Genomic DNA, 26,279 nt, shown 5'->3' with positions numbered 1-26,279 from the left:
TTAACGGATGATTTGAACCGATGACGAAAATCGCCCTGGTCGACGACGACGAGAACATCCTCACCTCCGTCTCCCTTTTCCTGAAGAATGAGGGATACGACGTCGCCAGTTTTCACGAGGGCGCGTCCGCGCTGGACGCGCTGAAGGATTCGCCGCCCGATCTGGCCATTCTGGACATCAAGATGCCGCGCATGGACGGGCTGGAGCTGCTGCGCAAGCTGCGCCAGAACTCCGACGTTCCGGTGATCTTCCTGACCTCCAAGGATGACGAGTTTGACGAGGCCATCGGCCTCAATCTCGGCGCCGACGACTATATCACCAAGCCGTTCTCCCAACGCCTGCTGGGCGAGCGCATCAAGGCCGTTCTGCGCCGGGTGCGGCCCGGCAATGACGGGCCGGAGGAAGACGGCGGCGACAAGAAGAAGATCGTGCACGGCCGGCTGACGCTGGATCCCAACCGCCACGCCTGCTTCTGGGAGGGTGAACCGATCCGCCTGACGGTCACCGAATTCCTGATCCTGCAGGCGCTGGCCTCGCGGCCCGGATATGTGAAAAGCCGGGACCAGCTGATGGACGCGGCCTATGATGACCAGATCTATGTCGACGACCGCACCATCGATAGCCACATCAAGCGAATCCGCAAAAAATTCCGCACCGTCGACAAGACCTTCGACGCGATCGAAACCCTCTATGGCGTCGGATATCGTTACAAGGATAGCTGACCGCGCGCAGCGGCGGCGCAAGCCGCACCGCCCGGGCCGGCCCCTCGCCTTTTCCGCGCTGACGCGGATGATCCTGCTGTTCAATCTGGCGGGACTGATCATCCTTATCGTCGGCGCCCTCGTCCTGAACGAGATGCGCGAGGGCCTGATCGAGGCGCGCGTCGCCTCCCTGCGCGGTCAGGGGGAGCTGATCGCCAATGTGCTGATCGAGGACGCGACGCGGGGCGAACCCATCGCCCAGCTGGACACCGACGAGGCGCGGCAGGTCCTGACCCAGCTCTATATCCCGGAATTCGCCCGCGTCCGCCTGTTCACCACCGAGGGCGCGCTGGTCGCCGATTCATGGCGGCTGTCCGACCGCGTGCGCGTGCGCGACCTCCCGCCCATTGGCGAGGGCGGCGGGTTCGACCTGGACGCCGGGCGTCTGGAGGAAGCGTTCGAGGGGGCGCTGCGCAGCACGGTCGATCCGCTGCGCGAACGCCGCCTGACCCGCGACCTGACGCTGGAAGAGGAAGCCGCCACCGCCATCGCGCGGGGCGAGGCCGTGGCCGCCGAACGCATCAATGAGGACGGGGAGCGGGTTATCTCCGTTTCCCTGCCGGTGCAGCGCGTGCGCGCGGTTCTGGGCGTGCTGACGCTGGAAGCGACGGATGTCGACGCCATCGTCTCGGCCGAGCGTCGGGCGCTGCTGCCCTTCATCCTGTTCGCCATCGTGGTGACCATCCTCACTTCGCTGCTGCTGACCCTGTTCATCGCCCAGCCGCTGCGCCGTCTGGCCGTCGCCGCCGATCAGGTGCGCCACGCCGGCCCGCGCCGCGCCGCCATCCCGGACCTGTCGCACCGCCGCGACGATATCGGCGATCTCTCGACCTCCCTGAAGGCGATGACCGAGGCGCTCTATGACCGCATCGACGCGATCGAGCGGTTCGCCGCCGATGTCAGCCACGAGATCAAGAATCCCCTGACCTCCATCCGAAGCGCGGTGGAGACCCTGCCCAATACGAAAGACCCGGAATCGCGTGAAAAACTGCTGGCCGTGCTGGTCAGCGATGTCGGGCGGCTGGACCGGCTGATCACCGATATCTCCCGCGCCTCCCGGCTGGACGCGGAGCTGGCGCGCGAACGCGGCGAGCCGGTGGACCTTCAGGCCATGCTGGCCGATATCGCCGATCTCTATGAAGCCGTGCGCAAGGATGGCGAGGCCAGGATCGTGTTCCACCGCGCGGAGGAGGAGTCGGTCTTCGTCACCGCGCTGGAGGGCCTGCTGGGTCAGGTTTTCCGCAACCTGCTGGACAATGCCCGCACCTTCTCTCCCGCAGGCGGGCAGGTGACGATGACGCTGGACGCCCATGCCGCCATGGATGGCGGCCCCGCCGCGAAAGTGACGGTGGAGGACCAGGGGCCGGGCATCCCGCCGGAAAACCTGGAGACCGTGTTCGAGCGATTCTACACAGAGCGCCCGCCCGGCGCGGTGTTCGGCGCCCATTCCGGCCTTGGCCTGTCCATCGCCCGCCAGATCGTGGAAAGCCATGGCGGGATCATCGCCGCGGAAAACATGGAAGACGGCGAAGGCGGCGTGCGCGGCGCCCGATTCACGGTGCTTCTGCCGCTGCACACAGCGCTTTGAACTTTTCCTGACCGATTTAAGAGTCTTAGATGACAATTCCGGTTCTTCGCGGGGGACGTGAATAACGGAACGGTTGGGGGAAACGCGTTTAAAATGATCGGGCTTGTTGTCGTCTCGCATGGCCGTCTGGCCGAGGAGCTTGTCTCCGCTCTGGAGCATGTCGTGGGCGATCAGGACAAGGTCCGCGCCGTGTGTATCGGCGCCGACGACGACATGGAAAAGCGCCGCGACGATATCCGCAGCGCGGCGCAGGCCGTCGATGACGGCGAAGGCGTGATCCTGCTGACCGACATGTTCGGCGGCACCCCGTCCAATTTGTCCATCTCGCTTCTGGACAAGGGCCGCATCGAGGTGGTCGCGGGCGTGAACCTGCCCATGCTGATCAAGCTGTCGGAAGCCCGCCGCACCCAGACCATCGACGAGGCCGCGCAGTCGGCGCAGGAGGCCGGGCGGCGCTATATCGCCGTGGCGTCCCAGGTGCTCGACGGCGGCGATGGCTGAAGCCAGCCAGCGCGTTCAGGTGACCAATGTGCGCGGCCTGCATGCGCGGGCCAGCGCGAAATTCGTGCAACTGGCCGCCGAGTTCCAGTCATCGGTCCATGTCCGCCGCGGCGGCGAAACCGCCCCGGCCGACTCCATCATGGAATTGCTGATGCTTCAGGCCGGGCCGGGCGCGGAGATCGAAATCTCCGCCGACGGCCCCGACGCCCCGGACGCGGTCAAGGTGCTGGCGGCGCTGGTCGAGGCCCGCTTCGGCGAGGACCGCTAGGGGGCCTAGCGGCCGGGCGGGCGATCGATGCCCGTCAGCTCCCGGTTTTCCATGCGCCGCAGATAGCCGCCAATCGGCGCTTCCTCGCTCAGCTCCGAAAACTGGATGACGCCGTCCGCGCCGGCATAGCGCCGGGCGAAGTCTTCCAGCGTGGCGTTGAATTCATCGCGCGTAATGCGGGAGTCGGCGTTAGAATCGAAATCGAAGCGGCCGGGCCGCGCCGTTTCGCTGCCCGAAACCCGTTCGCTCCAGCGCGCGTGCTCGATCAGGCCGATAGCCCCGTCGTCATCGGAATCGATCATGTCGAAGCTGCGCGCCAGCCCGGCGGAAAGCTCGTCCGGCGTAATCTGAAAGTCGTAATTGGCGTCGAAGGTGGCGAACAACAGCGCGGCAGGCCGCATCACCCGTCCGGACTCCAGCTGGTCGGGGCCAATCCTCTGGCTTTCGCGCGGACTTGAGCCGCAGGCGGCCAGCGCAATCGCCGTCACGGCAAGGGCAAACGCGGAAGATCGTGTCATGAAGGCTCCCCGGGGGCTGGTGAATCGCAATCAGCTTGCACGATTATCGGCGTAATTTCCGTCGCCGTCACTGCAAACGCCCCTGCAATCATATAAAGATATCTTTATATGACGGTTGCAGCCCCGCCGCCCCGCCGCTATATCGCAGGGCGTCAGAGTTTGGTCCGGCGGCCTCCCCCGATTTGTTTGTTGCTGCGGACTTCAAAAGAGTTTTTAGCCAATACGAGGATTAACCGCTCCATGGCTCAAGCCAACGATTACGCTGTGAAAGACATCTCCCTGGCCGAATATGGCCGCAAGGAGATTGAAATCGCCGAAACCGAGATGCCGGGCCTGATGGCCACGCGCGAGGAATACGCCTCCAGCCAGCCGCTGAAGGGCGCGCGCATCGCCGGTTCCCTGCACATGACCATTCAGACCGCCGTGCTGATCGAGACGCTGGAAGCGCTCGGCGCGAAGGTTCGCTGGGCGTCCTGCAACATCTACTCCACGCAGGACCACGCCGCCGCGGCCGTCGCCAAGGAAGGCGTTCCGGTTTTCGCCCATAAAGGCGAGACGCTGGAAGAATACTGGGACTTCATGGACAAGATCTTCGACTGGCCGGAAGGCGAGCCGTGCAACATGATTCTGGACGATGGCGGCGACGCCACGATGTATATCCTGCTGGGCGCCAAGGCCGAGGAAGACGAAAGCGTCCTGGGCGAGCCGGGCTCCGAAGAGGAGAAATACCTGCAGGCCCAGATCCGCAAGCGCCTGAAATCCTCCCCGGGCTGGTTCGCGGAAGTGAAGAAGCACATCCAGGGCGTCTCCGAAGAAACCACGACCGGCGTGCTGCGCCTGTACCAGATGGCCAAGCGCGGCGAGCTGCCGTTCCCGGCCATCAACGTCAACGACTCGGTCACCAAGTCGAAGTTCGACAACAAGTATGGCTGTAAGGAATCGCTGGTGGACGGCATCCGCCGCGCCACCGACGTGATGATGGCCGGCAAGGTCGCCTGCGTCGCCGGTTATGGCGATGTCGGCAAAGGCTCCGCCGCCTCGCTGAAAGGCGCCGGCGCCCGCGTGAAGGTCACCGAGATCGACCCGATCTGCGCCCTGCAGGCCGCCATGGACGGCTTCGAGGTCGTGACCATGGAGGAGGCCTGCGAGTCCGCCGACATCTTCGTAACCGCGACCGGCAACAAGGACGTCCTGACCGTCGATCACATGCGCAAGATGAAAGACATGGCGATCGTCGGCAATATTGGCCACTTCGATAACGAAATTCAGGTCGAAGGCCTGAAGAACTTCAAGTGGACCGAGATCAAGCCGCAGGTCGACATGATCGAAAAGCCCGACGGCAAGCGCATCCTGCTGCTGTCGCAGGGCCGCCTGCTGAACCTGGGCAACGCCACCGGCCACCCCAGCTTCGTGATGTCCGCCAGCTTCACCAACCAGGTGCTGGCCCAGATCGAGCTGTTCACCCGGGGCGATGAGTACAAGAACGACGTTTACGTCCTGCCCAAGCATCTGGACGAGAAAGTCGCGGCGCTGCACCTGGGCAAGCTGAACGCCCATCTGACCGAGCTTTCCGACGAACAGGCCGAATATATCGGCGTCGAGAAGAACGGCCCCTACAAGGGCGAGGCTTACCGCTACTAGGATCTCCGCGATCCATAGCCTTTGAAAAGGGCGGCCTTCACGGGCCGCCCTTTTTTATTCTGCTTGACGCTGCACCGCAGCGATCTATATTTAACCACAGGGTTATTTATCAATTCAATCAAGGGGAAACATGACCGACGACCGTCTCAGCCTGACCTTTTCGGCCCTGGCCGATCCCACGCGCCGCGCCATTCTTGCGCGGCTTGCGACGGGCGAGACTTCGGTTACCGAGCTGGCCGAACCGTTCGAGATGAGCCTGCCCGCCGTTTCCAAGCATCTGAAAGTGCTTGAGCGCGCCGGCCTGATCGAGCGCGGCCGCGAAGCGCAATGGCGCCCCTGCCGCCTTCAGGCCGCCCCGCTAAAGGATGTCGATAGCTGGCTCGCCCGCTATCGGCGTTTTTGGGAGGAAAGCTTCGACCGGCTCGACGCCTATCTGAAAAACACAAAAGACGCGGAAAATGACTCCAAGGATAATTGAAAGCGCGCTCTGCCTGATCCTGCTGGCCGCCTGCTCCAACGAAAAAGACGTCTTCGCGCAGAATGCTCCCGAGGCCGCCGAACCCGGCATGACGACCGGCATGGCGGCGCTGCAGAGCGATGCGCCGGCGGGCGAGTACAAGCTGGACAAGGCGCACGCCAGCCTGGTGTTCACGGTCAGCCATCTGGGCCTGTCCGATTACACGGCCCGCTTCACGGGGTGGGACGCCATTCTGCAATTCGACCCGGACAACCCGGAAACCATGCAGGTCCGCGCCGAAATTGATCCGCGTTCTCTGGAAACCCATTATCCGGGGGACGATCTGGACTTTAACGCCACCATCGCCGGGGAAGACTGGCTGGACGCGGACGCGTTCCCGCAAATGCGGTTTCAGTCCACCGGCGTCGAGCAAACCGGCCCGGCCGCGGCGACCCTGACGGGCGATCTGACCCTGCACGGCGTTACGCAACCCGTGACGATGGATGTGGAATTCAACGGCGGCTATGCCGGCAATGCGATGGATCCGGCCGGGTCGCGCATCGGCTTCTCGGCCCATGGCGCTCTGAAGCGTTCCGATTTCGGGATCAGTCTTGGCGTACCGGAGCCAGGCTCCAGCATGGGCGTCAGCGACAGGGTGATGTTCGAGATCGAGGCGGAGTTCACGCGCGACGCGCAATAAGGCTGGCCAAGGGCAACCCTATTTCACGACAGGACGCGGCGCTGGTTTGTTAATCGGCGGCACGGTCACCGTAACCGCGCTGCCCGGCCGCAATGCGCGCTGCGGTGCAAATCCGACTCCGCCGCAACCGGGACAATCGGTATTGTCCTTGCCGGCGGCGACGCCGTGACCGTGACATTGTTCACAAACAAGCAGCATTTAAGCCCTCCTCCCCCAAATGAGCGGGCCATTGACGGCAAGTCTCAACATACGCCCCTTTGCGGCGATCCGCGATAACAGAGATCAATTTTCCGGAACCGCTCATTCATTACGCACGCCCGTATTCGGTTGATGCATGTTAAGTGATTGGATGGGCTAAAAGCGGTGATACTGCGCAAAATTATTTCCGCTGCTAACTCAGGTTATGGGCGGATCGCGCGAGCCGTCCCACAAGACCGGAATGAATTCGCCCAGTTCATTCGACACCGGCGTCCTCGTCCGGCGTTTATCTTCCTATTCGCCTCTTTCGGACGCCGACGTCGCCGCGCTGAAGCGCGCCGACCGGTCTCCGGTCGGCTATTCCCGGCAGGATGATATAATCCGTCCGGGTGACGCTCCGCCTTTGCTTTTCATAGAAAGCGGATGGGCGCTGCGCTACCTGCCGATGACTGACGGGGACCAGCAGGTCGTGCAGGTTCTGCTGCCCGGCGACATCGTGGACCGCGCGGCCTTCCTGCCCGGCGCCCGCACGATCACCGCGGTCAAATGCGCCACGGATATCCGCGCCTGCGCCCTGTGCCCCCGCGCCATGCATGAGGCCGTCTCCGAACGGCCCAATGTCGCCAGGGCGCTATGGCTGGGCGTGATGCTGGACGAGAACCGCCTGCTGGAGCACGTCGCGCGGCTGGGCCGGCGTTCATCGGCGGAGGCGCTGGCGCATCTGCTGCTGGAGCTGCGCCATCTTCACAAGCGGATCGGCGCGATGGAGGGGGAGACCCTGACCGTGCCGCTGGCCCAGCCCGATATCGGCGACCTGCTGGGCATTACGCCGGTTCATGTCTCGCGCACGATCTCGTCCCTGCGCCATGCCGGCCTGATCGAGATGGACCGGCCGACATTGCGCTTCTTGGACGTAAAACGGATGAGCCTGTTTTGCGGTTTCGACCCGGCCTATCTGGAGGCCGGGCCTGGCCCCGCCTAGCCCTTCGCCCGCTCGATCGCTTCGACAATCAGGGCTTTGGCGCGCGCCGCGTCGTCCCAGCCGTGGCACTTCACCCATTTTCCTTCTTCCAGATCCTTGTAGTGCTCGAAGAAGTGCTCGATCTGGCGGGTGACCATGGGGGCCAGGTCCGTGTGCTCTTTCACGCGGTCATAATAGGGGGAGATATGACTGGCCGGCACGGCGATGATCTTCTCGTCCATCCCCGCCTCGTCCTCCATCAGCATCACGCCGACCGGGCGGCAGGCCAGAACGGCGCCGGGCATGATGCCGCGCTGATTGGCGATCAGGATGTCCACCGGGTCCCCGTCTTCGGACAGCGTATGCGGGATGAAGCCGTAATTCCCCGGATAGCGCATGGAGGTGTACAGGAAGCGGTCCACCATCATGGTGCCCGCCGCCTTGTCCATCTCGTACTTGACCGGCTCGCCGCCCACCGGAACCTCGATGATGGCGTTGACCTCTTCCGGCGGATTCTTGCCGATGGAAATGGCGTCTATGCGCATGACGCGTCTCCCTTGAATGTAATCTAAATCAGGCGGCCTTGGTTTTCTCGGCGCGTTTGCGTTCGTGCGGGTCCAGGTGGACCTTGCGCAGGCGGACCGATTCCGGGGTCACCTCGACCAGCTCGGTGTCCTCGATATAGGCCAGCGCCTTTTCCAGCGTCATGCGGATCGGCGGGGTCAGCGTGACCGCGTCGTCCTTGCCGGAGGCGCGCACGTTCGTCAGCTTCTTGCCCTTGAGGACATTGACCTCAAGATCGTTGCCGCGCGTGTGTTCGCCGATGATCATGCCTTCATAGACCTTGTCGCCCGGCTTGATCATCATCGGGCCGCGATCTTCCAGATTGAACAGCGCGTAGGCCACCGCCTCGCCCTGCGCCATAGAGATCAGAACGCCCGTGCGGCGGCCCTGGATCTCGCCCTTGTGGGCGTCATATTTCAGGAAGACGCGGTTCATGATGGCCGTGCCGCGCGTATCGGACAGCAGCTCGCCCTGATAGCCGATCAGCCCGCGCGTCGGCGCGTGGAAGACCAGGCGCTGGCGACCGCCGCCGGAGGGGACCATCTCGATCAGGTCCGCCTTGCGCTCGGACAGCTTCTGCACCACCGCGCCGGAATGCTCCTCATCGACGTCGATGACGACTTCCTCGATCGGCTCCAGCAGCGCGCCGCTCTCGTCCTTCTTCACCACGACCTTGGGGCGCGAAACGCCCAGCTCGAAGCCCTCGCGGCGCATCGTCTCGATCAGCACGGCCAGTTGCAGCTCGCCCCGGCCGGCGACCTCGAACGCGTCCTTCTCGCCGGTCTCGGTGACTTCCAGCGCCACATTGCCCTCCGCCTCGCGGAACAGGCGGTCGCGGATCATGCGGGAGGTGACCTTCTTGCCCTCCGTGCCCGCCAGCGGCGAGTCGTTCACGCGGAACGTCATGGCCAGCGTCGGCGGGTCGATGGGGTCAGCGGCAATGGGCGTTTCGACGGTGGTGTCGGCCAGCGTGTCGGCGACCGTCGCCTCGTTCAGGCCGGCAATGGCGACAATGTCGCCCGCGCGCGCCTCGTCCACCGGCGTGCGCTCCAGTCCGCGGAAAGCCAGAACCTTGGAAACGCGCCCGCGCTCCACCACCCGACCGTCGCGCGCCAGCGCATTGACGTTCATGTTCGGCTTCACCGTGCCGGACGCAATGCGCCCGGTCAGGATGCGGCCCAGATACGGGTCGGCCTCGATGGTCGTGGCCAGCATCCGGAACGGTCCGTCCTCGGTCTTGGGCTCGGAGACATGCTCGACGATCTTCTCGAACAGCGGCGAGACATCGTCCTGTGGCCCGTCCGGCGCATCGGCCATCCAGCCCTGTTTGGCCGAACCATAGAGAATCGGGAAATCCAGCTGGTCCTCGTCCGCGCCCAGCGCGGCGAACAGGTCGAACACCTCGTCCACCACGGCGTCGGGACGCGCCTCGTCCTTGTCGATCTTGTTCAGCGCCACGATGGGGCGCAGGCCCACTTTCAGCGCCTTGGACAGCACGAACTTGGTCTGCGGCATCGGCCCTTCGGCCGCGTCGACCAGCAGCACCGCGCCGTCCACCATGGAGAGGATGCGCTCCACTTCCCCGCCGAAATCGGCGTGGCCGGGCGTATCCACGATGTTCAGGCGAACATCGTTCCAGGCGACAGAGGTAACCTTGGCGAGGATCGTGATGCCGCGCTCGCGCTCCAGCGCGTTGCGATCCATCGCGCGTTCATCGACGCGCTGATTGTCGCGAAACGCGCCGGACTGGCGCAGCAGTTCGTCCACCAGGGTGGTTTTCCCGTGGTCGACGTGGGCGATAATAGCGATATTTCTCAAAGACCGGCTCATGGGGCGCGCATATAGGGGTATTGCACTGCAATAGAAAGCCGCGTCCGCTGTTGGCGCGGTCGCTGCCCTGATTGTGCTTGCTTCTATTTAGTCATTTCACTAAATAATGCAGGCTATGAATTCGGTCTTCAAAGCGTTGTCCCATCCGGTCCGCCGCGCCGTGTTGCGCATGTTGCGGGACGGGCCGTGCACGGCGGGGGAGCTGGCCGGGGCGTTCGACGTGTCCAAGCCGACCATGTCCGGCCATTTCACCGTGCTGAAGGATGCCGGGCTGATCATGGCCGAGCGCGAAGGCACCACCATTCATTACCGCCTCAACACCTCGGTCGCGGAAGACGCGGCCGCCCTGCTGCTGGACCTGGCCGGCGGCGGGAAAGACGGAGACACAACATGATCCGCACAGGCCTGATTTTCACCGCCATATTCTTCGCCGCCGCCACGGCGCTTTCGGTCCTCGGCTGGATGCAAGCCCCGGCGGGCGAACCCCTACCCGTGCATTTCGGTCCCGACGGACAGCCCGACCGCTATGGCGGGAAATGGGAGGCGTTCGCCATCATCCCGCCGATCATTCTGGGCATCGGCCTCATCTGCGCCGTGCTTCCGCGTATCGATCCGCGCGGAAAGAACCTGCAACGCTCCGCCACGCCCTATCTGATCAGCTGGATCGGCGGCATGGCCGTGGCGACGCTGGCGCAGGCGGCGATCACCTTTTCCATTCTTTACGGCCTGGACCCGTCCGGCGGCCCGGTCATGATCCGGGGCATCCTGCTGGCCACCGCGCTTCTTTTCCTGCTGCTGGGCAATGTCCTGCCCAAGGCGCGGCCAAACTTCTTTCTTGGCGTGCGCACGCCCTGGACCCTGACCAGCGATCTGAGCTGGCAGAAGACCCACCGCCTGATCGGCCGCCTGTGGGTGGCGGTGGGCCTGGTCGGCGTTCCGCTGGCCGTGTTCGCCCCCGTGCAGACGGCGCTCTGGCTGATTGTCGGCGGCTCTGTCGGCGCGGCGATCATCGCGGTCGTCTATTCCTTCCTCGTCTGGCGGGGCGCGCCAGACCGCAATCCGGGGCCGCAGCCGGAATAGAGCAAGGTCGCAGACTTGAGTGAAATAGTGTAAGTAAGTGTATGGCTTACGCGCTTCAATCGACTCAAAATCTCTGGCGCTTCTCCAAGACCTCCGCCTCGCTTATCGGTGGAGCAATAATCGCGGCGGTGCTTTTTGTTTTCATGTCTTCTCTTGTGAGGCACGCAAATATTTTAGAGGAATCGAGGTTCCCGCCGAGGCTCGAGTTCAAAAGGGAGGATCAGCCGACATTAAGATATTCAATCTATCCTCCGCCACAAATTGAAATGATCATCGACGACCGTATGCTTGATATTCCAGTCAGGCCGCCACTGTCGGAAGTCAAAGTTCAACCCCCGTCCAATTTCCCAATTTGGATTCCTCAATTCTCGCCTGCTGACCTCATAGAGGAACTCGCGTTCGAGGGTGTGAGTTTTCCGCTTCACCGATCTCATGAAAGATGGGGGACTAAACCCGAATATCCGACCCTTGCGATCCAGCAAGGCATCGAAGGCGTGGTTATTCTTTCATTCCGGACCGACGCTTCTGGAAAGCCCGTCGACATAGCAACTGTCAGCGCCTCACATTCAAGTCTTGAGCAGGCTGCGCTGAACGCTCTAGAACAATGGCGCTTTGACCCTGAAATGCATGACGAAGGCTTGGTTACGCAGCGTTTTGAATTTCGCCTGCACGACTGACAGACCTTTAGACATCTGAGAGTGCAATCTATGGTTCGCGCGGGCGTTAGTCTGGCTACAGCATTAATTCTCTCCGCCTGCGCCGTCGCGCCCATCGGCCCGAGGGGCGATTTCGTCCCGCGCAGCGACTATCCGCACCCCCTGCGCACCCAGTCCTATGCCGAGCCCGGCCAGTGCCGCGGCGGCTCCAAGCTCTCCGCCGTCGAAACGCCCAAGCCGGACTATCCGCGCCGCGCCTGGAAACACGGCGTGCAGGGCTGGGTGATCGTGGAGCTGGATGTCGGGCTGGACGGACGGACGGAGAATGTCGCCGTCCTGCGCGAGGCCCCGGCCGGCTGGTTCAACGGCGTGACGGTGAGCGCGGTCGAGGACTGGCGCTTCCTGCCCCCGCAATCGGGGCGGCTGACCGATTGCCTGGTCCGCATCGATTTCAAGCTGGGCCAGGTGATGATCGCCGGCTAGGCGGCATCGCCTGTTTTCGCGTTTTGGTTAGCCAAACGTAAACGCCTCGCGCGCGAGATTCCCATCCGTTACATTGGTGATTCGCCAATTCGCGAAGGGGTGGATCGAAGGCGTGGATCCTGCGGTTCAACAATATGCAACGCTGATCGTCACGGTCGGGGCGGTGTGTTTCGCCGTTGCGGCGGCGCTGTGGGCGTGGCGGCTGACACAGGGCGCCCGCGCCGGGCACAGGCGCTGGAAGACCCGCACCTCCATGCTGGAAGCGCGGCTGGACCGGGCGGAGGGCGTCTTCAACGCTCATCCGGGCGTCATCCTGACCTGGAGCGAGGAAGACGTGGACGCGGAAGCCGACTGGGGCGAGCCGCGCCTGTTCGGCTCCCCGTCGGCGATGACCGCCCTGCTCAATTTCGCCGGCGCCACGGCCGGACCAAGCCCCGCCGCTTCCATCCTTGACGGCATCGCCGACTATGAAGCGCGCGATGCCTCCGGCGACCACGTCACGCTGCGCAAGCGCCTGCGCCAGCTGCGCGAGACGGGCCGCGCCTTCTCCATGACGATATCCGGCCCCGAAGGCCGCTTCCTTGACGCCGATGGCCGTCCGGCCGGCGCGCAGGCCGTCCTCTGGCTGACCGACTCCACCGTGCGCAGCCTCGATGAATCCGACGCCGCCGGAAAGCGCGAGGAGTCCCTGCGCACGCTGGGCGACGACCCGCTGGTCTTCCTTGAAACGCTGGACAAGTCCCCGCTGCCCGCATGGCGCATGAGCGCGGCGGGCAAGCTGCTCTGGGCTAACGCCGCCTATCTGGCCGCGGTGGAGGAGCCGAGTCTCGACTCCGCGGTGAAGAACGACGTCATGCTCCACCCGGACCTGGCGGACCTCGCCCGCGCCGCGGTCGAGGCGGGCGAGCCGGTGGAGGAAACGCGCCGCGCGGTTATCGCGGGCGACCGCTGTGTCCTCGGCCTCTGCCTCTATCCGGTTTCCGGCGGCGTTTCCGGCGTCGCCGTCGATGTCAGCGGAGAGATGAACGCCAAGGAGGCGCTGTCCCGCCATGTCCGCGCCCATGACGAGACGCTGGACCACATGGCCGAGGCGGTGGCGATCTTCGGCAAGTCCCGCCGCATGGTGTTTCACAACCGCGCCTTCTCAGAGATGTTCAGCCTGGACGAAGCCTGGCTGGACGACGGTCCGACGCACGGCGAGATCCTGGACCGCCTGCGCGAGGCCCGCCGCCTGCCCGAACAGGCCGATTTCGCCGAGTGGAAAGCCGGCGAGCTGAAATATTACGAGGATTTCCCGGAAGAGGCGCCGGAGGAAATCTGGCCCCTGCCGGACGGCCGCACCCTGCGCGTGGTGCGCCAGCAGCATCCGCTGGGCGGGGTGATCCTGCTGTTCGACAATGTCACGCAGGAAGTCGTGCTCAGCGCCCAGTACAAAACCGCGCTGACCGTGCGCAAGGCGACGCTGGACAATCTCATGGAAGGCGTCGCGGTGTTTGGATCGGCCGGGGAGCTGCGCCTGCACAACGCCGCCTTCGACCGCATGTGGGACATCAAGGACGGCCAGCTGGACGACAGCGCCGCGTTCGAGGACGTGGCCGAAATCTGCCGCCCCCTCTTTCACAAGAACGCGGTGTGGGAAGAGATCAAGGGCCGGGTCACCGACCCCTCCCCTGAGTCCCGCGTCGGCTCGGTGGGCGAGATGGAGCGCGCGGACGGCTCCACCCTCACCTGGATGTCCCAGCCCCTACCGGACGGCGCCACCGTGCTGGCCTTTGCCGACATCACCGCCATCAAGCGGGAGGAAAAGATCCTGCGCCAGCATAACGAGGCGCTGCAGGAAGCCGACCGCCAGAAGACCGATTTCGTGCGCCATGTCTCCTATCAGCTGAAGACTCCGCTCACGACCATCTCCGGCTATGCCGAGATGCTGAAATCCAACATCTCGGGCGAGCTGAACGAGCGCCAGCAGGAATTCCTCGGCGCCATCGAGACCGCCTCACAGCAGCTGGACAAGCTGATCAAGGATATCCTCGATATCGCCGCCATCGACGCCGGCGCGCTGGAGCTGGACCTGGGCGACGTGCATCTGGAGGAAACCCTGCAAAGCGCGCTGGAAACCGCCGAGGGCCGCGCGCTGGAAGGCCACGTCAAGCTGGCGCTGGACGCGCGCGGGGATCTGGGCGCGATCCGCGCGGACGAGACGCGCGTGAAGCAGATCCTGTTCAACCTCATCAATAACGCCATCCGCCACACCCCCGAAGGCGGCGAAGTCACGCTGGGCTGTGAGCGGGAGGACGGCGCCGCGCGCATCTGGGTGGAAGATACCGGCGCGGGGCTGGAGCCGGAAAAACAGGCCAAGGTGTTCGACCGCTTCAATTCCGGGCGCGGCGGCGGCGCGGGCCTTGGCCTGGCGCTGGTCCGCGAATTCGCCGCCATGCATGGCGGCTGGGTGGAGTTCGAGAGCGAGCAGGGCAAAGGCGCCTGCGTCACGGTCTGGCTGCCCGAAAACGCCAGGGCCCAGGCCGCCCCGCCGGAACTGGCGCTCAGCGAAAACGCGGCCGAATAACACGCATCATAGCCGCGCCGCGCTGCGCGGGGCATAATGAAATTAGCCGCGCCTTAACCGTGATGACGGCATGGCCTTGCCTAAAACGGTATGTTCCGGACCTGAAAAATCATGGCCTCTCGCCGCAAGCCGAAAAACAAACCCGCCAGCCGCAAGAAGGCCGCGCCCAAGCGCGGCACGCCGTGGCTGCGCTGGGCGGGCATCGCCATCCTGTGGCTGGCCGTTCTCGGCGCGGGGACCGTTGCCTGGTTCGCGCATGACCTGCCCGACACCTCCGCGCTCTGGGACGTGGAGGATTCCTCCAGCGTCACCTTCCTTGACCGCGGAGGGCGGCTGATCGCCCGGCGCGGGGCGGTCTATGGCCCGCCGGTCCGGCTGGATTCCCTGCCCGACCACCTTCCCGGCGCGGTGATGGCGGTTGAAGACCGGCGCTTCTATGCGCATCCGGGCATCGACCCCATCGGCCTGTCGCGCGCCGCTTATGCGAACTTCCGCGCCGGCTACGTGGTGCAGGGCGGCTCCACCATCACCCAGCAGCTGGCCAAGAACCTGTTCCTGACCAATGAGCGCACCATCCGGCGCAAGGCGCAGGAAATGCTGCTGGCGCTGTGGCTGGAGCGTAAATTCACCAAGGACGAGATTTTCGCCCTCTATCTCAACCGCGTCTATTTCGGCGGCGGCGCCTGGGGGATCGAGGCCGCCTCGCAGCGCTATTTCTCCAAACCGGCCAGCGAGGTCACGCTGGGCGAATCCGCCCTCCTCGCCGGCCTCTTGAAAGCGCCCTCCCGCTATAATCCGTCCTCCGACGTCGCCCGGGCGGAGGCCCGCGCCACCGTCGTGCTGGACGTCATGGTCGAGGCCGGAAAGATCACGCCGGAACAGCGGGAAACCGCCTTTGACGCGCCCATCGTCGTCTCCCGCGCCAGCGCGGTGGAAAGCGCGCAATATTTCATGGACTGGGTCGATACCGAGGTCCGCCAGCTGGTGGGCGAGGTCAATGCCGACCTGATCGTCGAGACCACGATGGACCTGCCCATGCAGCGCATGGCCGGGCGCACTCTGCGCGAAGGCCTGAAACAGGAAGCCATCGACAAGGGCGCCGAACAGGGCGCGCTGATCGCGCTGGGGCCGCAGGGCGAGGTTCTGGCGCTGGCCGGGGGCCGCGACTACACGGCCAGCCAGTTCAACCGCGCCGTGATGGCGCACCGCCAGCCGGGCTCGGCCTTCAAGCCCTTCGTCTATCTCACCGCGATGGAAGCGGGACTGTCGCCCTGGACCACCCGCATGGACGCCCCGGTGCGCGTCGGCGACTGGGAGCCGGGCAATTATGGCGAACGCTATTACGGCGAGGTGGCGCTGAAGACCGGGCTGGAAAAATCCCTCAACACCGTCGCCGTGCGCCTGACCGAGGAGCTGGGCCGCGAAAAGGTCGCCCGCACCGCCCAGCGCATGGGCATCGTCTCCCGCCTCGCCCCCACCCGCTCGCTGGCGCTGGGCGCGCAGGAGGTCACGCCGATGGAGCTGGCCGCCGCCTACGCCCCCTTCGCCAATGGCGGCATGGGCGTCATCCCGCACGGCATCACGCGCATCCGCACCATGGGCGGGCAGGTTCTCTATGAACGCCGCGGCTCCGGCCCGGGGCGGGTGGTGCAGCCCGATCCGCTGGCGCACATGAATTTCATGCTGGAGTCGGTGGTCGAACAGGGCACGGGCCGCGCCGCGCGCCTGCCGGACCGCACGGCCGGGGGCAAGACCGGCACCACGAACGATTTCCGCGACGCCTGGTTCGCCGGCTACGCGGACGGCGTCACCACCGTCGTCTGGGTCGGCAATGACGATAACCGCGCCATGCAGGGCGTCACGGGGGGCAGCTATCCCGCCGCCATCTGGGCCGAGTTCATGCGCCACGCTCCGCCCATGCGCGACTACGCCGCCCCGGCCGCGCCGTCCCCGGCCGCCCCTGCGGCGCAGCCGCCCGCGCGCCCGGCCGAGGAGGCCCCGCGCGAAGACCCCATCGGCGACCTGATCACCACGGTCCGAGAAAACGGCGCCGGCGGCGACTGACCGCCCGCCCTCCGGCCTTGCGCAAAAAATATCCGTGATAACCGCCGTTCGCGTTCACAGACCGCGTCCGGCCCGTTAGTTTGCTGAAAAACGCCCAGCCATTCCCTACCGGAGACCCGCGTCCATGAAGAAATCCCTGATCGTTCCCGCCGCCTTTGTCCTTCTGGCCGCCTGCGGCCGCGGCGGCGGCGACGCCGCGTTCGATGAAGCCCTGGCCGCGCTGGAGCTGACCGAGGACACCGCCGAAGGCGTCACCTGGGACGATTACCGCCGCGACGGCGACCGCGCGGTCTTCACCGGCCTCACCTTCGATCTGGCGGAAGCGGGAGGCGATCTGGACGGGACGGCCGAGCTGGAGTCCCTGGTCGTCGAGAACCCGCGCATGGATGACGGCCAGCCGGTCTTCGACCTCTGGGAAATGGAAAACTTCTCCGCCAGCGGCGAAGGCTCGGAAATAACTGTCGCGCGCATCAGCCTGGCCGGCCCCAATGCCGCCATGGTCCGCGCCATGCAGGAGGCTGACGACGACGAGGATGACGGCGCCGGAAGCTCTGCTGAGGACGCCGCCCGCTTCTCCGAACTCGCCTTCGACGCCTTCCTGCTGGAGGATCTGGAGCTGACCTTCGCCGAGGAAGGCGAGGGCGAAGGCGCCATGAGGCTGGCCTCCATCGAGATGGACGATCTGGAAGACGGCACGCTCGGCGCCATGAATTTCAATGATTTCGATTTCACGGCAACCTTCACCGACCAACAGACCGGCCAGCCGGTCAACGCCGCCCTCGCGGTCGAGGCCATCCGCATGAACGACGTCTATGCCCGCTCCATGGACATGTTCTCGCTGGCCGACAGCGATCCGGACGCCCTTGGCGAGCTGATGGAGCAGATGCAGCAGGACCAGATGCAGGGCGATTTCGACATGGACGGCAGGATCGAGGGCCTGACCGCCGATATTGGCGGGGTGAAGCTCGACATGCCCGAAGCGGCCTTCTCCAACCGCACCGAGGGTGAGCGCATGGTCTCGCTCAGCGAAGTTCCGGCCATGGAGATCAGCTTCGACACGTCCGGCCCGCTGGGGATGCAGGGCGCGGTCATGGCCGGCATGTTCGGCTATGACACGCTGAAACTGTCCAGCGCCGGCCGCCAGGTCTGGGACCGCGAGGCCGACCGCCTGATCATCGAGGATAGCTGGGTGGAGATGGAGGACGGCTTCCGCCTTGAAACCACGCTGGATATGGACGGCTATGGCGAATATGTCGCCCTGAGCACCGATCTCGCCGCGGCCGAGCCGGGCGATGCGCCGCCCGCCGCCGCCGACCTGCCGCTGGAAGACATCAAGCTGCGCGACTTCATGCTGCGGCTGGAGGATCGCGGCCTGACCGACAATATCTTCAACGGAACGGCGCAGATGCAGGGCACCGATCCCGAAACCGTCCGCGCCCAGGCCGTGGGCATGGTGGCCCTGATGTCCGCCTTCGCCCCCGAACAGGCCCCGCGCGCCGCGCTGACCGAGCTTTCGACCGCGCTGACCAGCTTCCTTCAGGATCCCGGCGTTCTGACCATCCGCGTGGCGCCGGACGCCCCGCTGGCCCTCAGCGAGTTTGTCGGCGAGGGCGGCGTGGTCGACGAGGACGCCCTGAACTTCTCCGCCGAGGCGACTGAAAACTAGCCGGCTAGCGGATCAGCGCCGCGAAATCCGGGCGGGCCTTCAGGTCCGCCTTTTCATCCCAGTGGCTGCGCATGAAGCCTTTCATGCAGGGCGCGATTTCCTCGCGGAAGCGGCGGCCATTGAACACGCCGTAATGCCCCACCCCGTCCTGCACGTGGTCCAGGCGCATCTCCTCGGGGATATTCTCGCAAAGGTCATGCGCGGCCTGGGTCTGGCCGATGCCGGAAATATCGTCGTTCTCGCCCTCGACCGTCATCAGCGCCGTCTTTGTGATCGCCTGCGGCCGCACGCGCTGGCCGCGATGCATCATCTTGCCGCGCGCCAGGGTGAATTGCTGGAACACCTCGTCCACGGTCTGGATGTAGAATTCCTCCGACAGATCCATCACAGCTAGGTATTCATCATAGAATTCCCGGTGTTTCTCGGCGCTGTCGCCGTCGCCATCGACCAGATGCTCGAAGAAGGACCAGTGCGCGTCCACGTGCCGGTCCCAGTTCATGTTCATGAAGCTCATCAGCTGCAGGAAGCCCGGATAGACCCGGCGCAGCGCCCCCGGATAGGGCGCGGGCACGGTGTGAACCAGATTGTCGTGGAACCAGCTCAGCGGCCGTTGCATGGCCAGCACATTGGGCACGGTGGGCGAGCGCCGCGCGTCGATGGGCGATCCCATATGCGTCATGCTGGCTGGCGTGCACGGATCGTCATTGTCCGCCATCACGGCCGTGGCGGCCAGCACCAGCGGCCCCGGCTGGCACACCGCGGCGACATGGGTCTGCGGCCCCAGCACGTGCAGCGCGTCGATCACGTGATCGACATAGTCGTTCAAATCAAAACGCCCGTCGCTTAAGGGGACAGCGCGGGCGTTTTTCCATTCGGTGATGAAGACTTCGAAATCGGGCAGGAAGGCCTCGACCGTGCCGCGCAGCAGCGTGGCGTAATGGCCGGACATCGGCGCGACCAGCAGCAGTTTCGGCTGCGCCTTGCCGCCCGTCGCCGCCTTCATCGCCCCGGCTTCGCGGCGGAACCAGGTCAGCTCCATCCAGGGCGTCTCAAAGATCGTCTCGGGGCTGACCGGAACGCGGCTCCCCCCGATCTCGGCCGCCTCGATCATCCAGTCGGGGCGGTTATAGGCGCGGGAGGCCCGCTCGAACACTTCCGCCGCCGCGGCCCAGGTCCGCGCGGCCGGGGTTTCGAAAAACGGGTTCATCGGCGACAGGGCCGCATTGCGCCCGGCGTTCACCGCCGCGCGCCAGGGCGTCATCGCGGCGCGCCCCATCTCGTACATTGCGTAAAGCAAATCTGCGCCCCCTCTGAAATTTCGACTCTTGCGGTCTTGTCAGCGGAAAAGGATAGGCCCGCCGCACCGGCAAGGGCAAACGCTTTTACTGCGCTGCAATATAGTCGCGGAGGCCTTTCGCAATCGTTTCCGGCGGCTCCTGGTGGGTAAAGGCGGAGACGAATTCTCCATCCTTGCCCATCAGGAAGATCAGGCTTGTATGATCCACAAGGTATTGAGCGGACGAGCCTTCATCCTCGACTTTCGCGGAATAGACCTTGTAGGCCGCCTTCGCCGCATCGACCTGTTCGGCCGTCCCGGTCAGGCCGATCAGGCCCTCGGGAAACGCTTCGGACTGAACATATTGGTGCAGCGCATCAACGGTGTCACGCTCCGGGTCGACGCTGATCAGGACCGTGCGGAACTGTTCGCGTTCGCCTTCGCCGAGCTGCCCCAGCGCCGCCTTCATCGCCTGCAGCGAATAGGGGCAGACATCGGGGCAATAGGTATAGCCGAAATAGATCAGGCTGGCCTTGCCCTTCAGATCCTCGTCCGTGAACGTCTCGCCGGAATCGTCGGTCAGGGTGAATTCGCCGCCGATCGCCGCACTGCCCATCGGCTGGGCGATGCTCGGCCCCTGCGGCTGCGGGCGCAGCAGCACCGCCGCCACAAGCACCACGATCAGCGCCAGCGAACCGCCGATAATAATCTTGGATAGAGTGGAAAATCCGGACGCCGGTCGCATGGCGTGTCCTTTTTGCGTGTTGGCGCGCGGGGCGCGCGGGGCGTAACAATGGGCCGGGCCGAGCGCCCGTGCAGAGGCCAGTTAGGAAAGCGCAAATTCCATGTCCATGAAAGGCGACACATACGCCGCGCCCCCCGATGACCGCCCCCTCACGCCGCCGGTCCGGGGCACGGTCCGCCTGCGCACTCTGGTCATGCTGCGCTGGTTCGCCGCCGCCGGGCAAATGGCGACCGTGCTGGTGGTGCAGTTCGGCCTGGGGTTCGAGCTGCCGCTGGCCGCCTGTTTCGCCGCCATCGCCGCCTCGATCGGGCTCAACCTCGCCATGTCGGTGCGGCTGCGCCTGTCGCGCCTCGCCCGACCGCAGGAGGCGATGTGGCAGCTCGCCTTCGATATCGCCCAGCTCGCCCTCATCCTCGGCCTCACCGGCGGACTGGAAAACCCTTATGTCGTCATCCTCGCCGCCCCGGTCGTCATCGGCGCGGCCACCCTGCCCGGCCGCATGGCGCTGTCGCTGGCGGTGTTCGCCCTGTCCTGCACCGCCGCCATCGCCGTGCTGGGCCACCCCCTGCCCTGGTCGGAGGGTCAGCCTCTCATCCTGCCGACCATGTATGTGTTCGGCCTGTGGACCGCGCTGGTCATCACCATGGCCTTCGCCGGCCTGACCGCCTGGCGCGCCTCGGCGGAGGCGGCGCGCAACGCCCTGGCCCTCACCGCCACGCAGGCCGTGCTGGCGCGGGAACAGCGCCTGGCCGCCATTGGCGGCATCGCCGCCGCCGCCGCGCATGAGCTGGGCACGCCCCTGGCCACCATCCAGCTCACCGCCAAGGAAATGGCCCGCGCCATCCCCGAAGACAGCCCGCTGGCCGACGACGCCCGCCTTCTGGTCCAGCAGGCCGAGCGGTGCCGCGACATTCTGGGCCAGCTCTCCCGCCGCGGGGACGAGGCCGACGCCGGAATCGCCCGCGCCGATTTCCGCACCTTGCTGGAGGAAATCGCCGAACCCTTCCGCCATTTCGGGGCGGAGATCGATATCTCCGTTTCCGGTCCGGGCCGCATGCCCGATCTCACCCGCGCGCCCGAGATCATTTATGGCCTCGGCAATATCGTGGAGAACGCGGTGGATTTCGCCGCCGCCCGCGTCACCGTCACCGGCGTCTGGACAGACCGCGACGTCACCGTGACCATCGAGGATGACGGCGAAGGCTTCGACCCGGAAGTGCTGGCCAAGCTGGGCGAGCCCTATGTCTCGACCCGCGAAGGGGCGGCGGACGCCGGCGGCATGGGTCTTGGCGTGTTCATCGCCGACACGCTGATCACCCGCACGGGCGGAAAGATCGCCTTTTCCAACACCGCTTCGGGCGCGCGCGCCGTGGCTGTGTGGCCGATTGGTGCAATTCAAGCGCCGCCCTACTCGCCCTCGGCGGATCCGCAACCTATATAGACCGGGCAGGAGGCAGCTTGATGATGAATACGCCCCAGTCCCACCCCGACGTGAAGCCGGACCGTCTTGAATTGCCGGAGGATCATTCGCTTTTGATTCTCGACGATGACGGCGCGTTCCGCACCCGTCTTGGTCAGGCCATGACACAGCGCGGCTTCTCAGTCAGCGCCGTCGCCACGGTCGAGGACGCCATCGACATCGCCCGCCTCAACCCGCCCGCCTTCGCCGTGCTCGACCTGCGGCTGGAGGACGGCAACGGCCTCTATGTCGTCGAGGCCCTGCGCGAATACCGCCCCGATTGCCGCGTGGTGATGCTGACCGGCTATGGCGGCATCGCCTCGGCGGTGGCCGCCGTGAAAGCCGGCGCCGTGGACTATCTCTCCAAGCCCGCCGACGCCGACGCCATCACCAACGCCCTGCTGGCCGGCCCCGGCAAACTGCCCGAGCCGCCGGACAACCCCATGTCCGCCGACCGCGTGCGGTGGGAGCACATCCTCCGCGTCTACGAGCTGTGCAACCGCAACGTCTCCGAAACCGCCCGCCGCCTTGGCATGCACCGCCGTACCCTCCAACGCATCCTCGCCAAACGCGCCCCCAAATAGAGAATTTCCCCGGACTTTCCCGGGGAAGTTTGCGCTCTCCGGACCCCGCCTTCGAGACGCTGCTCCGCAGCTCCTCAGGCTAAGGTTTGGGGGCTGGAAGCCCCTTTTTCTCCTACCCCTTCCCATCATCCTCACCCTAAGGAGCCGCGCCAGAGCGCGGCGTCTCGAAGGGCCGTCACAGAAAGTAACGCGCGGCCGTGGAGGCGGAGGCATAAGCGGAAACCCAAACCAACTCCGTCGTCCTCCGACGGACCCCGGCCTTGAGCCGGGGGAAGATCGGAGGACCCAGTTGAAGTTTTGGCGCCCCACGACCCTCTGGGTCCTCCGGTCAAGCCGGAGGATGACGGTGGAAAGAGGTGGAAGGTAGAAAAAGTCCCCTCGCCCCCGAGAGGGGAAGAGGGCTTGAGGCTCCAAATCCACCGGATTTGGCCAGCCGAAAGGGTGAGGGGGCGGGCCTCAGAACAAGACGCAAGACCTCAAACGCCTCCCCTATCCCCGCATCAGCCGGCCGGCGGCGCAGTGGGCGAATCTCAGCATGACCGCCTTTCGCCGCGCCGGCTTCACGGGCCGCGGCGGGGCTTCGCGCAATATCGCCCCGCCCCAGGCGTCGGCAACGATCAGGCCGGCCTCTTCGGGAATGATATCGCGTGGAAAGCGCGGAGAGACGGCGAAATAGAAGGAGTCGCAATAGCCCACATAATCCGGCCATTTCGCGTCAGAACGGAAATCGGCCAGCCCCGACTTGATCTCCACCACGGCCAGCTCGCCCTTGGGCCCCAGCGCGGCGATGTCGGCGCGCCGTCCATTGGCAAGGATCAGCTCCGGCACGCAGGCATAGCCGCGCTCCGCGAACAGCCGCGCCACGCCGCGCATCAGGGCGGACGCATCGTCAATGGCGGGATTGCTGGCGGAAACGGCGCTGCTCTGATCCATCATTCCCGCATAATGTTCCGGTTTTGTTTCCGGGGCAACCCGTCCGTTTCTGCGCTACATGAGTCCCCATGACAAAACGCCACAACGAATACGCCCCGTCGCTCGACGACTTTCAGGCCATCGCCGAAGACGCCTGGGCGAAGCTGCCGCCGGAGTTCACCAAGCTGTGCGGCCCCGTCATCATGCGGGTGGACGACTTCGCCGAGGAGGAGGTGCTGCGCGATCTGGGGATCGAGAACCCGTTCGAGCTGACGGGGCTTTATCAGGGCGTGGACCTGACCCAGAAATCGCATCTCGACCCGGGCGGGGAGCCGGACATGGTCTTCCTCTATCGCCGCCCGCTGCTGGACGAGTGGTGCGAGCGCGGGGACATCACGCTGGGCGAGCTGATTTCCCACGTCATCGTGCACGAGATCGGCCATCATTTCGGCCTCTCCGACGAGGACATGCACCGGATCGAGGACAGCGCCTGAGCGTTGTCCGTAAGCAGGCTTGCTGATTTGATGCCCTTTGAAGAGGGCGAACACCGAACGGAAATGACGTCAATGAAACCCTGCCGGCTGCCAGTTCTGGGCCTGATCGCGGCGCTGCTGCTGGCCGCGCTTGGCCAGGCGTCCCCGGCGCGCGCGGCGGAAGAAGTCGTCTATCAGGCCCTCAGCCCCAAGGACGTGATGGAGATTCTGCTGCTCAACGCCCTGCCGGCGGAGCTGGACTCCATCCCCGGCGGAGGCGTGGTGGCCGATCAGCGCGTGGTGGTCAGCGACCGCATCGCCTGGTTCGTCTATCTCTATAATTGCAACGATCAGGGCCGCTGCAGCGATATCCAGCTGCGCACCGCCTTTTCCGGCGCCGCGCCCTCGCTCGACGCCATCAATGACTGGAACCGCACACACCGCTTCACCCGCGCCTATCGCGCCGAAGACGGGTCGGCGGTTCTGGAAATGGACATCAATGCGGAGGGCGGGGTGACCGTCGGCCACGTTTCCTCCCTCATCCCGCTGTGGCGGGAGGCGATGACCCGCTATTATTTCGATCTGGAAGACCGGTCCGCCTCGGCCAGCGCAAGCGGCTCAAGCGTCCAGTAATTCCTCAACCCATTCGGGCACGACCGCGCCCGCCGGGCCGCGCCGCACCGCGTCGAACAGCGGCGTGATGTCCGAATCCTCCAGGTTCAGCTCCAGCGTCCGCGCCCCCATGGCCTGCGCCTCCGCCGCGAACCCGGCCGCCGGATAGACCGCCCCGGACGTGCCAATGGCGACGAACAGATCGGCCTCCTGCAGCGCCCGGTAGATGCCCTCCATATCCAGCGGCATTTCGCCGAACCACACGACATGGGGCCGCATCCGCCCGGATTCGCCGCACGCCCGGCACGCCAGATCGAAAGAGAGATCGTCATCGTAAGGGGTCACCGCCTCGCACTCGGCGCAGCGGATTTTCATCATCTCGCCGTGCATGTGGATCAGCGCCTGCGAGCCCGCGCGTTCATGCAGATTGTCGATATTCTGCGTGATCAGCGTGAACCCGCCGCCCCATTCACGCTCCAGCCGGGCCAGCGCCTCATGCGCCGGGTTGGGCGAGACATCGCGCAGCTTGTGACGGCGCGTATTGTAGAAATCATAGACGGTCTGCTGGTCGCTTTCGAACGCCTCCGGCGTCGCCAGCTTCTGCCAGTCGAATTTCGACCAGATGCCGTCCTTGTCGCGAAAGGTCGCCACGCCCGACTCGGCGGAAATGCCCGCCCCGGTCAGAACAACAATATTCTCCCGATCCGCCATCAATCCTCCCAGTCGATCCCGGCGCGGCCGCGCAAGATGACCTCACCCTCCGCGCTGAACGCCTTGCCCTCGGCCCCATGCATCACAAGCGGAGACAGCAGCGTAAAGGGCGACCGGCCGCGCTTGACCGCGGTGACCAGCGCCCGCCCCGCCGCGCGACCCGGCCGGGCGGCCACCGGCTTCACCCGCACGCTGCCCGCGCGGCCGGCAAAGGCGGCCAGAATATCCGGCAGCCGCTCGGTGCGGTGGATCAGCGTGATCCGCCCCTCCGGCTTCAGCCGCCGCAAGGCGAAGTCCAGCCAATCGCCCAAAGGCGCGCCCTCCCAGTGCGCGGCCCGCTTGTCCTCCCGCGGCGGCCGCCAGCCGCCCTCCGGGTCGAAGAAGGGCGGATTGAGAAAAACCCCGTCGAACAGCGCCTCCCGCACCGCGTCCGGCGGCGCGGCGATATCGCCCTCATGGATTACAACGCGCTCCCCCAGCCCGTCCTCCGCCGCGTTCTCCGCCGCCAGCGCTGCTGTCCCGCCGTCCTGTTCCAGCCCGGCAAACATCGCCTCCGGATTGCGGTACGCGGCGATCAGCAGCGCCGGCCCGGCGCCGCAACCCGGCTCGAACACGCGTTCGCCGCGCCCCGCCCGGATCGCCGCGCCCAGCAGCACGCTGTCCGTCCCGGCGCGGAAGCCCCGCTCCGGCTGGCGCAGCGTGATCGCGCCGTCGAGGAAGGCGTCGCTCACTTCGGGTTCAGGCCGGCGTCTTTCAGAATCTGGCGGGCCTCGTCCGCCGCGTCATCCGGCACCATCAACCGCCGCTGGATCGCCAGCACCGATCCGTCCAGCACGGAGGCGTGCGTATCCATGATCACCGGGTCCAGCTCCGCTTCGCGCAGCAGGCTTTCGGCAAAGCTCAGCATGACGGCGTCATTGGTGCGTAGAATTTCGATCACGGGGGCTTATCTCCAGTTTTCCCTGCGGCGCCATTGCGCGGCGCTCATTGCTTGCCCGCGCGGGG

Annotated in this window: 28 protein-coding genes; 19 read left to right on the top strand and 9 right to left on the bottom strand. The window is 65.5% G+C overall.

From position 1 onward, the window contains the following. Positions 1-20 precede the first annotated feature (20 nt). The 4 genes from H2040_RS07015 to H2040_RS07000 all read left to right on the top strand — a co-directional run bounded on the left by H2040_RS07015 (position 21) and on the right by H2040_RS07000 (position 3,118). Entirely contained in the window at positions 21-722 is a 702-nt protein-coding gene (locus H2040_RS07015; RefSeq protein ID WP_022698235.1) for a response regulator transcription factor, read from the top strand. Beyond that, complete coding sequence (locus tag H2040_RS07010; RefSeq protein ID WP_022698234.1) at positions 691-2,349, top strand: stimulus-sensing domain-containing protein; 1,659 nt, start codon at positions 691-693, stop codon at positions 2,347-2,349. Before H2040_RS07015 ends, H2040_RS07010 begins: the two co-directional genes overlap by 32 nt. A gap of 93 nt (positions 2,350-2,442) precedes the next feature. Then, positions 2,443-2,850: a PTS sugar transporter subunit IIA gene (locus H2040_RS07005; RefSeq protein ID WP_022698233.1), complete on the top strand. Its 408-nt coding sequence runs from the start codon at positions 2,443-2,445 to the stop codon at positions 2,848-2,850. Next, positions 2,843-3,118, top strand: a complete 276-nt coding sequence (locus tag H2040_RS07000; RefSeq protein WP_022698232.1) for an HPr family phosphocarrier protein — start codon at positions 2,843-2,845, stop codon at positions 3,116-3,118. The genes H2040_RS07005 and H2040_RS07000 overlap by 8 nt, the downstream gene beginning before the upstream one ends. Positions 3,119-3,123: 5 nt before the next feature. On the opposite strand, the gene H2040_RS06995 is transcribed toward H2040_RS07000, so the two are convergent. Further along, a complete protein-coding gene (locus H2040_RS06995; protein WP_287156282.1) occupies positions 3,124-3,636 on the bottom strand; it encodes an EF-hand domain-containing protein in 513 nt (170 codons plus the stop codon). A gap of 240 nt (positions 3,637-3,876) precedes the next feature. On the opposite strand from H2040_RS06995, the gene ahcY reads away from it, so the two are divergent. The 4 genes from ahcY to H2040_RS06975 all read left to right on the top strand — a co-directional run bounded on the left by ahcY (position 3,877) and on the right by H2040_RS06975 (position 7,614). Next, positions 3,877-5,277 carry an adenosylhomocysteinase gene (gene ahcY / locus H2040_RS06990; RefSeq protein ID WP_022698230.1) on the top strand — a complete coding sequence of 467 codons (1,401 nt, stop codon included), beginning with the start codon at positions 3,877-3,879 and terminating at the stop codon, positions 5,275-5,277. A 130-nt stretch (positions 5,278-5,407) separates the two neighbouring features. Then, positions 5,408-5,755 (top strand): ArsR/SmtB family transcription factor, encoded by a 348-nt coding sequence (locus tag H2040_RS06985; RefSeq protein ID WP_022698229.1) that lies wholly within the window; start codon positions 5,408-5,410, stop codon positions 5,753-5,755. Further along, the gene (locus tag H2040_RS06980; protein ID WP_287156281.1) at positions 5,736-6,434 is read left to right on the top strand and encodes a YceI family protein; all 699 of its coding nucleotides are present in this window, start codon (positions 5,736-5,738) and stop codon (positions 6,432-6,434) included. Before H2040_RS06985 ends, H2040_RS06980 begins: the two co-directional genes overlap by 20 nt. Before the next feature lie 439 nt (positions 6,435-6,873). Continuing rightward, positions 6,874-7,614 (top strand): Crp/Fnr family transcriptional regulator, encoded by a 741-nt coding sequence (locus H2040_RS06975; protein ID WP_287156280.1) that lies wholly within the window; start codon positions 6,874-6,876, stop codon positions 7,612-7,614. Here H2040_RS06975 and ppa read toward each other — a convergent pair. Then, positions 7,611-8,138 carry an inorganic diphosphatase gene (ppa, locus tag H2040_RS06970; RefSeq protein ID WP_022698226.1) on the bottom strand — a complete coding sequence of 176 codons (528 nt, stop codon included), beginning with the start codon at positions 8,136-8,138 and terminating at the stop codon, positions 7,611-7,613. The two genes, H2040_RS06975 and ppa, sit on opposite strands and share 4 nt — an antisense overlap. A 28-nt stretch (positions 8,139-8,166) precedes the next feature. Next, a complete protein-coding gene (gene typA / locus H2040_RS06965; protein WP_287156273.1) occupies positions 8,167-9,987 on the bottom strand; it encodes a translational GTPase TypA in 1,821 nt (606 codons plus the stop codon). Between the two features lie 115 nt (positions 9,988-10,102). On the opposite strand from typA, the gene H2040_RS06960 reads away from it, so the two are divergent. The 7 genes from H2040_RS06960 to H2040_RS06930 all read left to right on the top strand — a co-directional run bounded on the left by H2040_RS06960 (position 10,103) and on the right by H2040_RS06930 (position 18,502). Next, on the top strand, positions 10,103-10,381 hold the full coding sequence (locus tag H2040_RS06960) for an autorepressor SdpR family transcription factor (protein ID WP_287156270.1): 279 nt from the start codon (positions 10,103-10,105) through the stop codon (positions 10,379-10,381). Then, the gene (locus H2040_RS06955) at positions 10,378-11,067 is read left to right on the top strand and encodes an SdpI family protein (protein WP_287156267.1); all 690 of its coding nucleotides are present in this window, start codon (positions 10,378-10,380) and stop codon (positions 11,065-11,067) included. The genes H2040_RS06960 and H2040_RS06955 overlap by 4 nt, the downstream gene beginning before the upstream one ends. A 41-nt stretch (positions 11,068-11,108) precedes the next feature. Further along, complete coding sequence (locus tag H2040_RS06950) at positions 11,109-11,744, top strand: energy transducer TonB (RefSeq protein ID WP_287156265.1); 636 nt, start codon at positions 11,109-11,111, stop codon at positions 11,742-11,744. 30 nt (positions 11,745-11,774) lie between these two features. Beyond that, positions 11,775-12,206, top strand: coding sequence for an energy transducer TonB (locus tag H2040_RS06945; protein ID WP_287156288.1), 432 nt, complete (start codon positions 11,775-11,777; stop codon positions 12,204-12,206). Positions 12,207-12,318: 112 nt separating this feature from the next. After that, the gene (locus tag H2040_RS06940; protein WP_287156264.1) at positions 12,319-14,772 is read left to right on the top strand and encodes a sensor histidine kinase; all 2,454 of its coding nucleotides are present in this window, start codon (positions 12,319-12,321) and stop codon (positions 14,770-14,772) included. A 111-nt stretch (positions 14,773-14,883) separates the two neighbouring features. After that, a complete protein-coding gene (locus tag H2040_RS06935) occupies positions 14,884-16,836 on the top strand; it encodes a transglycosylase domain-containing protein (protein WP_287156262.1) in 1,953 nt (650 codons plus the stop codon). 124 nt (positions 16,837-16,960) lie between these two features. Beyond that, positions 16,961-18,502 (top strand): aq_1923 C-terminal domain, encoded by a 1,542-nt coding sequence (locus tag H2040_RS06930; RefSeq protein ID WP_287156260.1) that lies wholly within the window; start codon positions 16,961-16,963, stop codon positions 18,500-18,502. Between the two features lie 4 nt (positions 18,503-18,506). Here the strand turns inward: H2040_RS06930 and H2040_RS06925 are convergent, their stop codons facing one another. Continuing rightward, positions 18,507-19,799 (bottom strand): polyhydroxyalkanoate depolymerase, encoded by a 1,293-nt coding sequence (locus H2040_RS06925; RefSeq protein ID WP_287156258.1) that lies wholly within the window; start codon positions 19,797-19,799, stop codon positions 18,507-18,509. 85 nt (positions 19,800-19,884) lie between these two features. After that, positions 19,885-20,523: an SCO family protein gene (locus tag H2040_RS06920; RefSeq protein ID WP_287156256.1), complete on the bottom strand. Its 639-nt coding sequence runs from the start codon at positions 20,521-20,523 to the stop codon at positions 19,885-19,887. 106 nt (positions 20,524-20,629) lie between these two features. Between H2040_RS06920 and H2040_RS06915 the strand changes: the two genes are divergently transcribed. Continuing rightward, positions 20,630-21,964 carry an ActS/PrrB/RegB family redox-sensitive histidine kinase gene (locus tag H2040_RS06915; protein WP_081639653.1) on the top strand — a complete coding sequence of 445 codons (1,335 nt, stop codon included), beginning with the start codon at positions 20,630-20,632 and terminating at the stop codon, positions 21,962-21,964. A gap of 20 nt (positions 21,965-21,984) precedes the next feature. Continuing rightward, positions 21,985-22,566, top strand: coding sequence for an ActR/PrrA/RegA family redox response regulator transcription factor (locus H2040_RS06910; RefSeq protein WP_022699068.1), 582 nt, complete (start codon positions 21,985-21,987; stop codon positions 22,564-22,566). 489 nt (positions 22,567-23,055) lie between these two features. On the opposite strand, the gene H2040_RS06905 is transcribed toward H2040_RS06910, so the two are convergent. Beyond that, complete coding sequence (locus H2040_RS06905; protein ID WP_353844814.1) at positions 23,056-23,499, bottom strand: MmcB family DNA repair protein; 444 nt, start codon at positions 23,497-23,499, stop codon at positions 23,056-23,058. A 68-nt stretch (positions 23,500-23,567) separates the two neighbouring features. Between H2040_RS06905 and H2040_RS06900 the strand changes: the two genes are divergently transcribed. Further along, a complete protein-coding gene (locus H2040_RS06900; protein ID WP_287156251.1) occupies positions 23,568-23,972 on the top strand; it encodes a metallopeptidase family protein in 405 nt (134 codons plus the stop codon). A 72-nt stretch (positions 23,973-24,044) separates the two neighbouring features. Then, positions 24,045-24,584, top strand: coding sequence for a YbjN domain-containing protein (locus H2040_RS06895; protein ID WP_161624637.1), 540 nt, complete (start codon positions 24,045-24,047; stop codon positions 24,582-24,584). On the opposite strand, the gene H2040_RS06890 is transcribed toward H2040_RS06895, so the two are convergent. The 3 genes from H2040_RS06890 to H2040_RS06880 are packed head-to-tail and all read right to left on the bottom strand — an operon-like array spanning position 24,570 to position 26,214. Next, a complete protein-coding gene (locus H2040_RS06890; RefSeq protein ID WP_287156250.1) occupies positions 24,570-25,274 on the bottom strand; it encodes an NAD-dependent deacylase in 705 nt (234 codons plus the stop codon). The genes H2040_RS06895 and H2040_RS06890 overlap by 15 nt on opposite strands. After that, positions 25,274-26,005, bottom strand: a complete 732-nt coding sequence (locus H2040_RS06885; RefSeq protein WP_287156249.1) for a tRNA1(Val) (adenine(37)-N6)-methyltransferase — start codon at positions 26,003-26,005, stop codon at positions 25,274-25,276. Before H2040_RS06885 ends, H2040_RS06890 begins: the two co-directional genes overlap by 1 nt. Further along, the gene (locus tag H2040_RS06880) at positions 26,002-26,214 is read right to left on the bottom strand and encodes a putative signal transducing protein (protein WP_287156248.1); all 213 of its coding nucleotides are present in this window, start codon (positions 26,212-26,214) and stop codon (positions 26,002-26,004) included. The genes H2040_RS06885 and H2040_RS06880 overlap by 4 nt, the downstream gene beginning before the upstream one ends. Positions 26,215-26,279: the final 65 nt, after the last annotated feature.

The sequence above is a fragment of the Euryhalocaulis sp. genome, assembly GCF_013911995.1.
GTDB lineage: Bacteria > Pseudomonadota > Alphaproteobacteria > Caulobacterales > Maricaulaceae > Euryhalocaulis > Euryhalocaulis caribicus.
The sequence above is the reverse complement of the archived record's forward strand: the minus strand, read 5'-3'. Positions and strand labels throughout refer to the sequence as shown.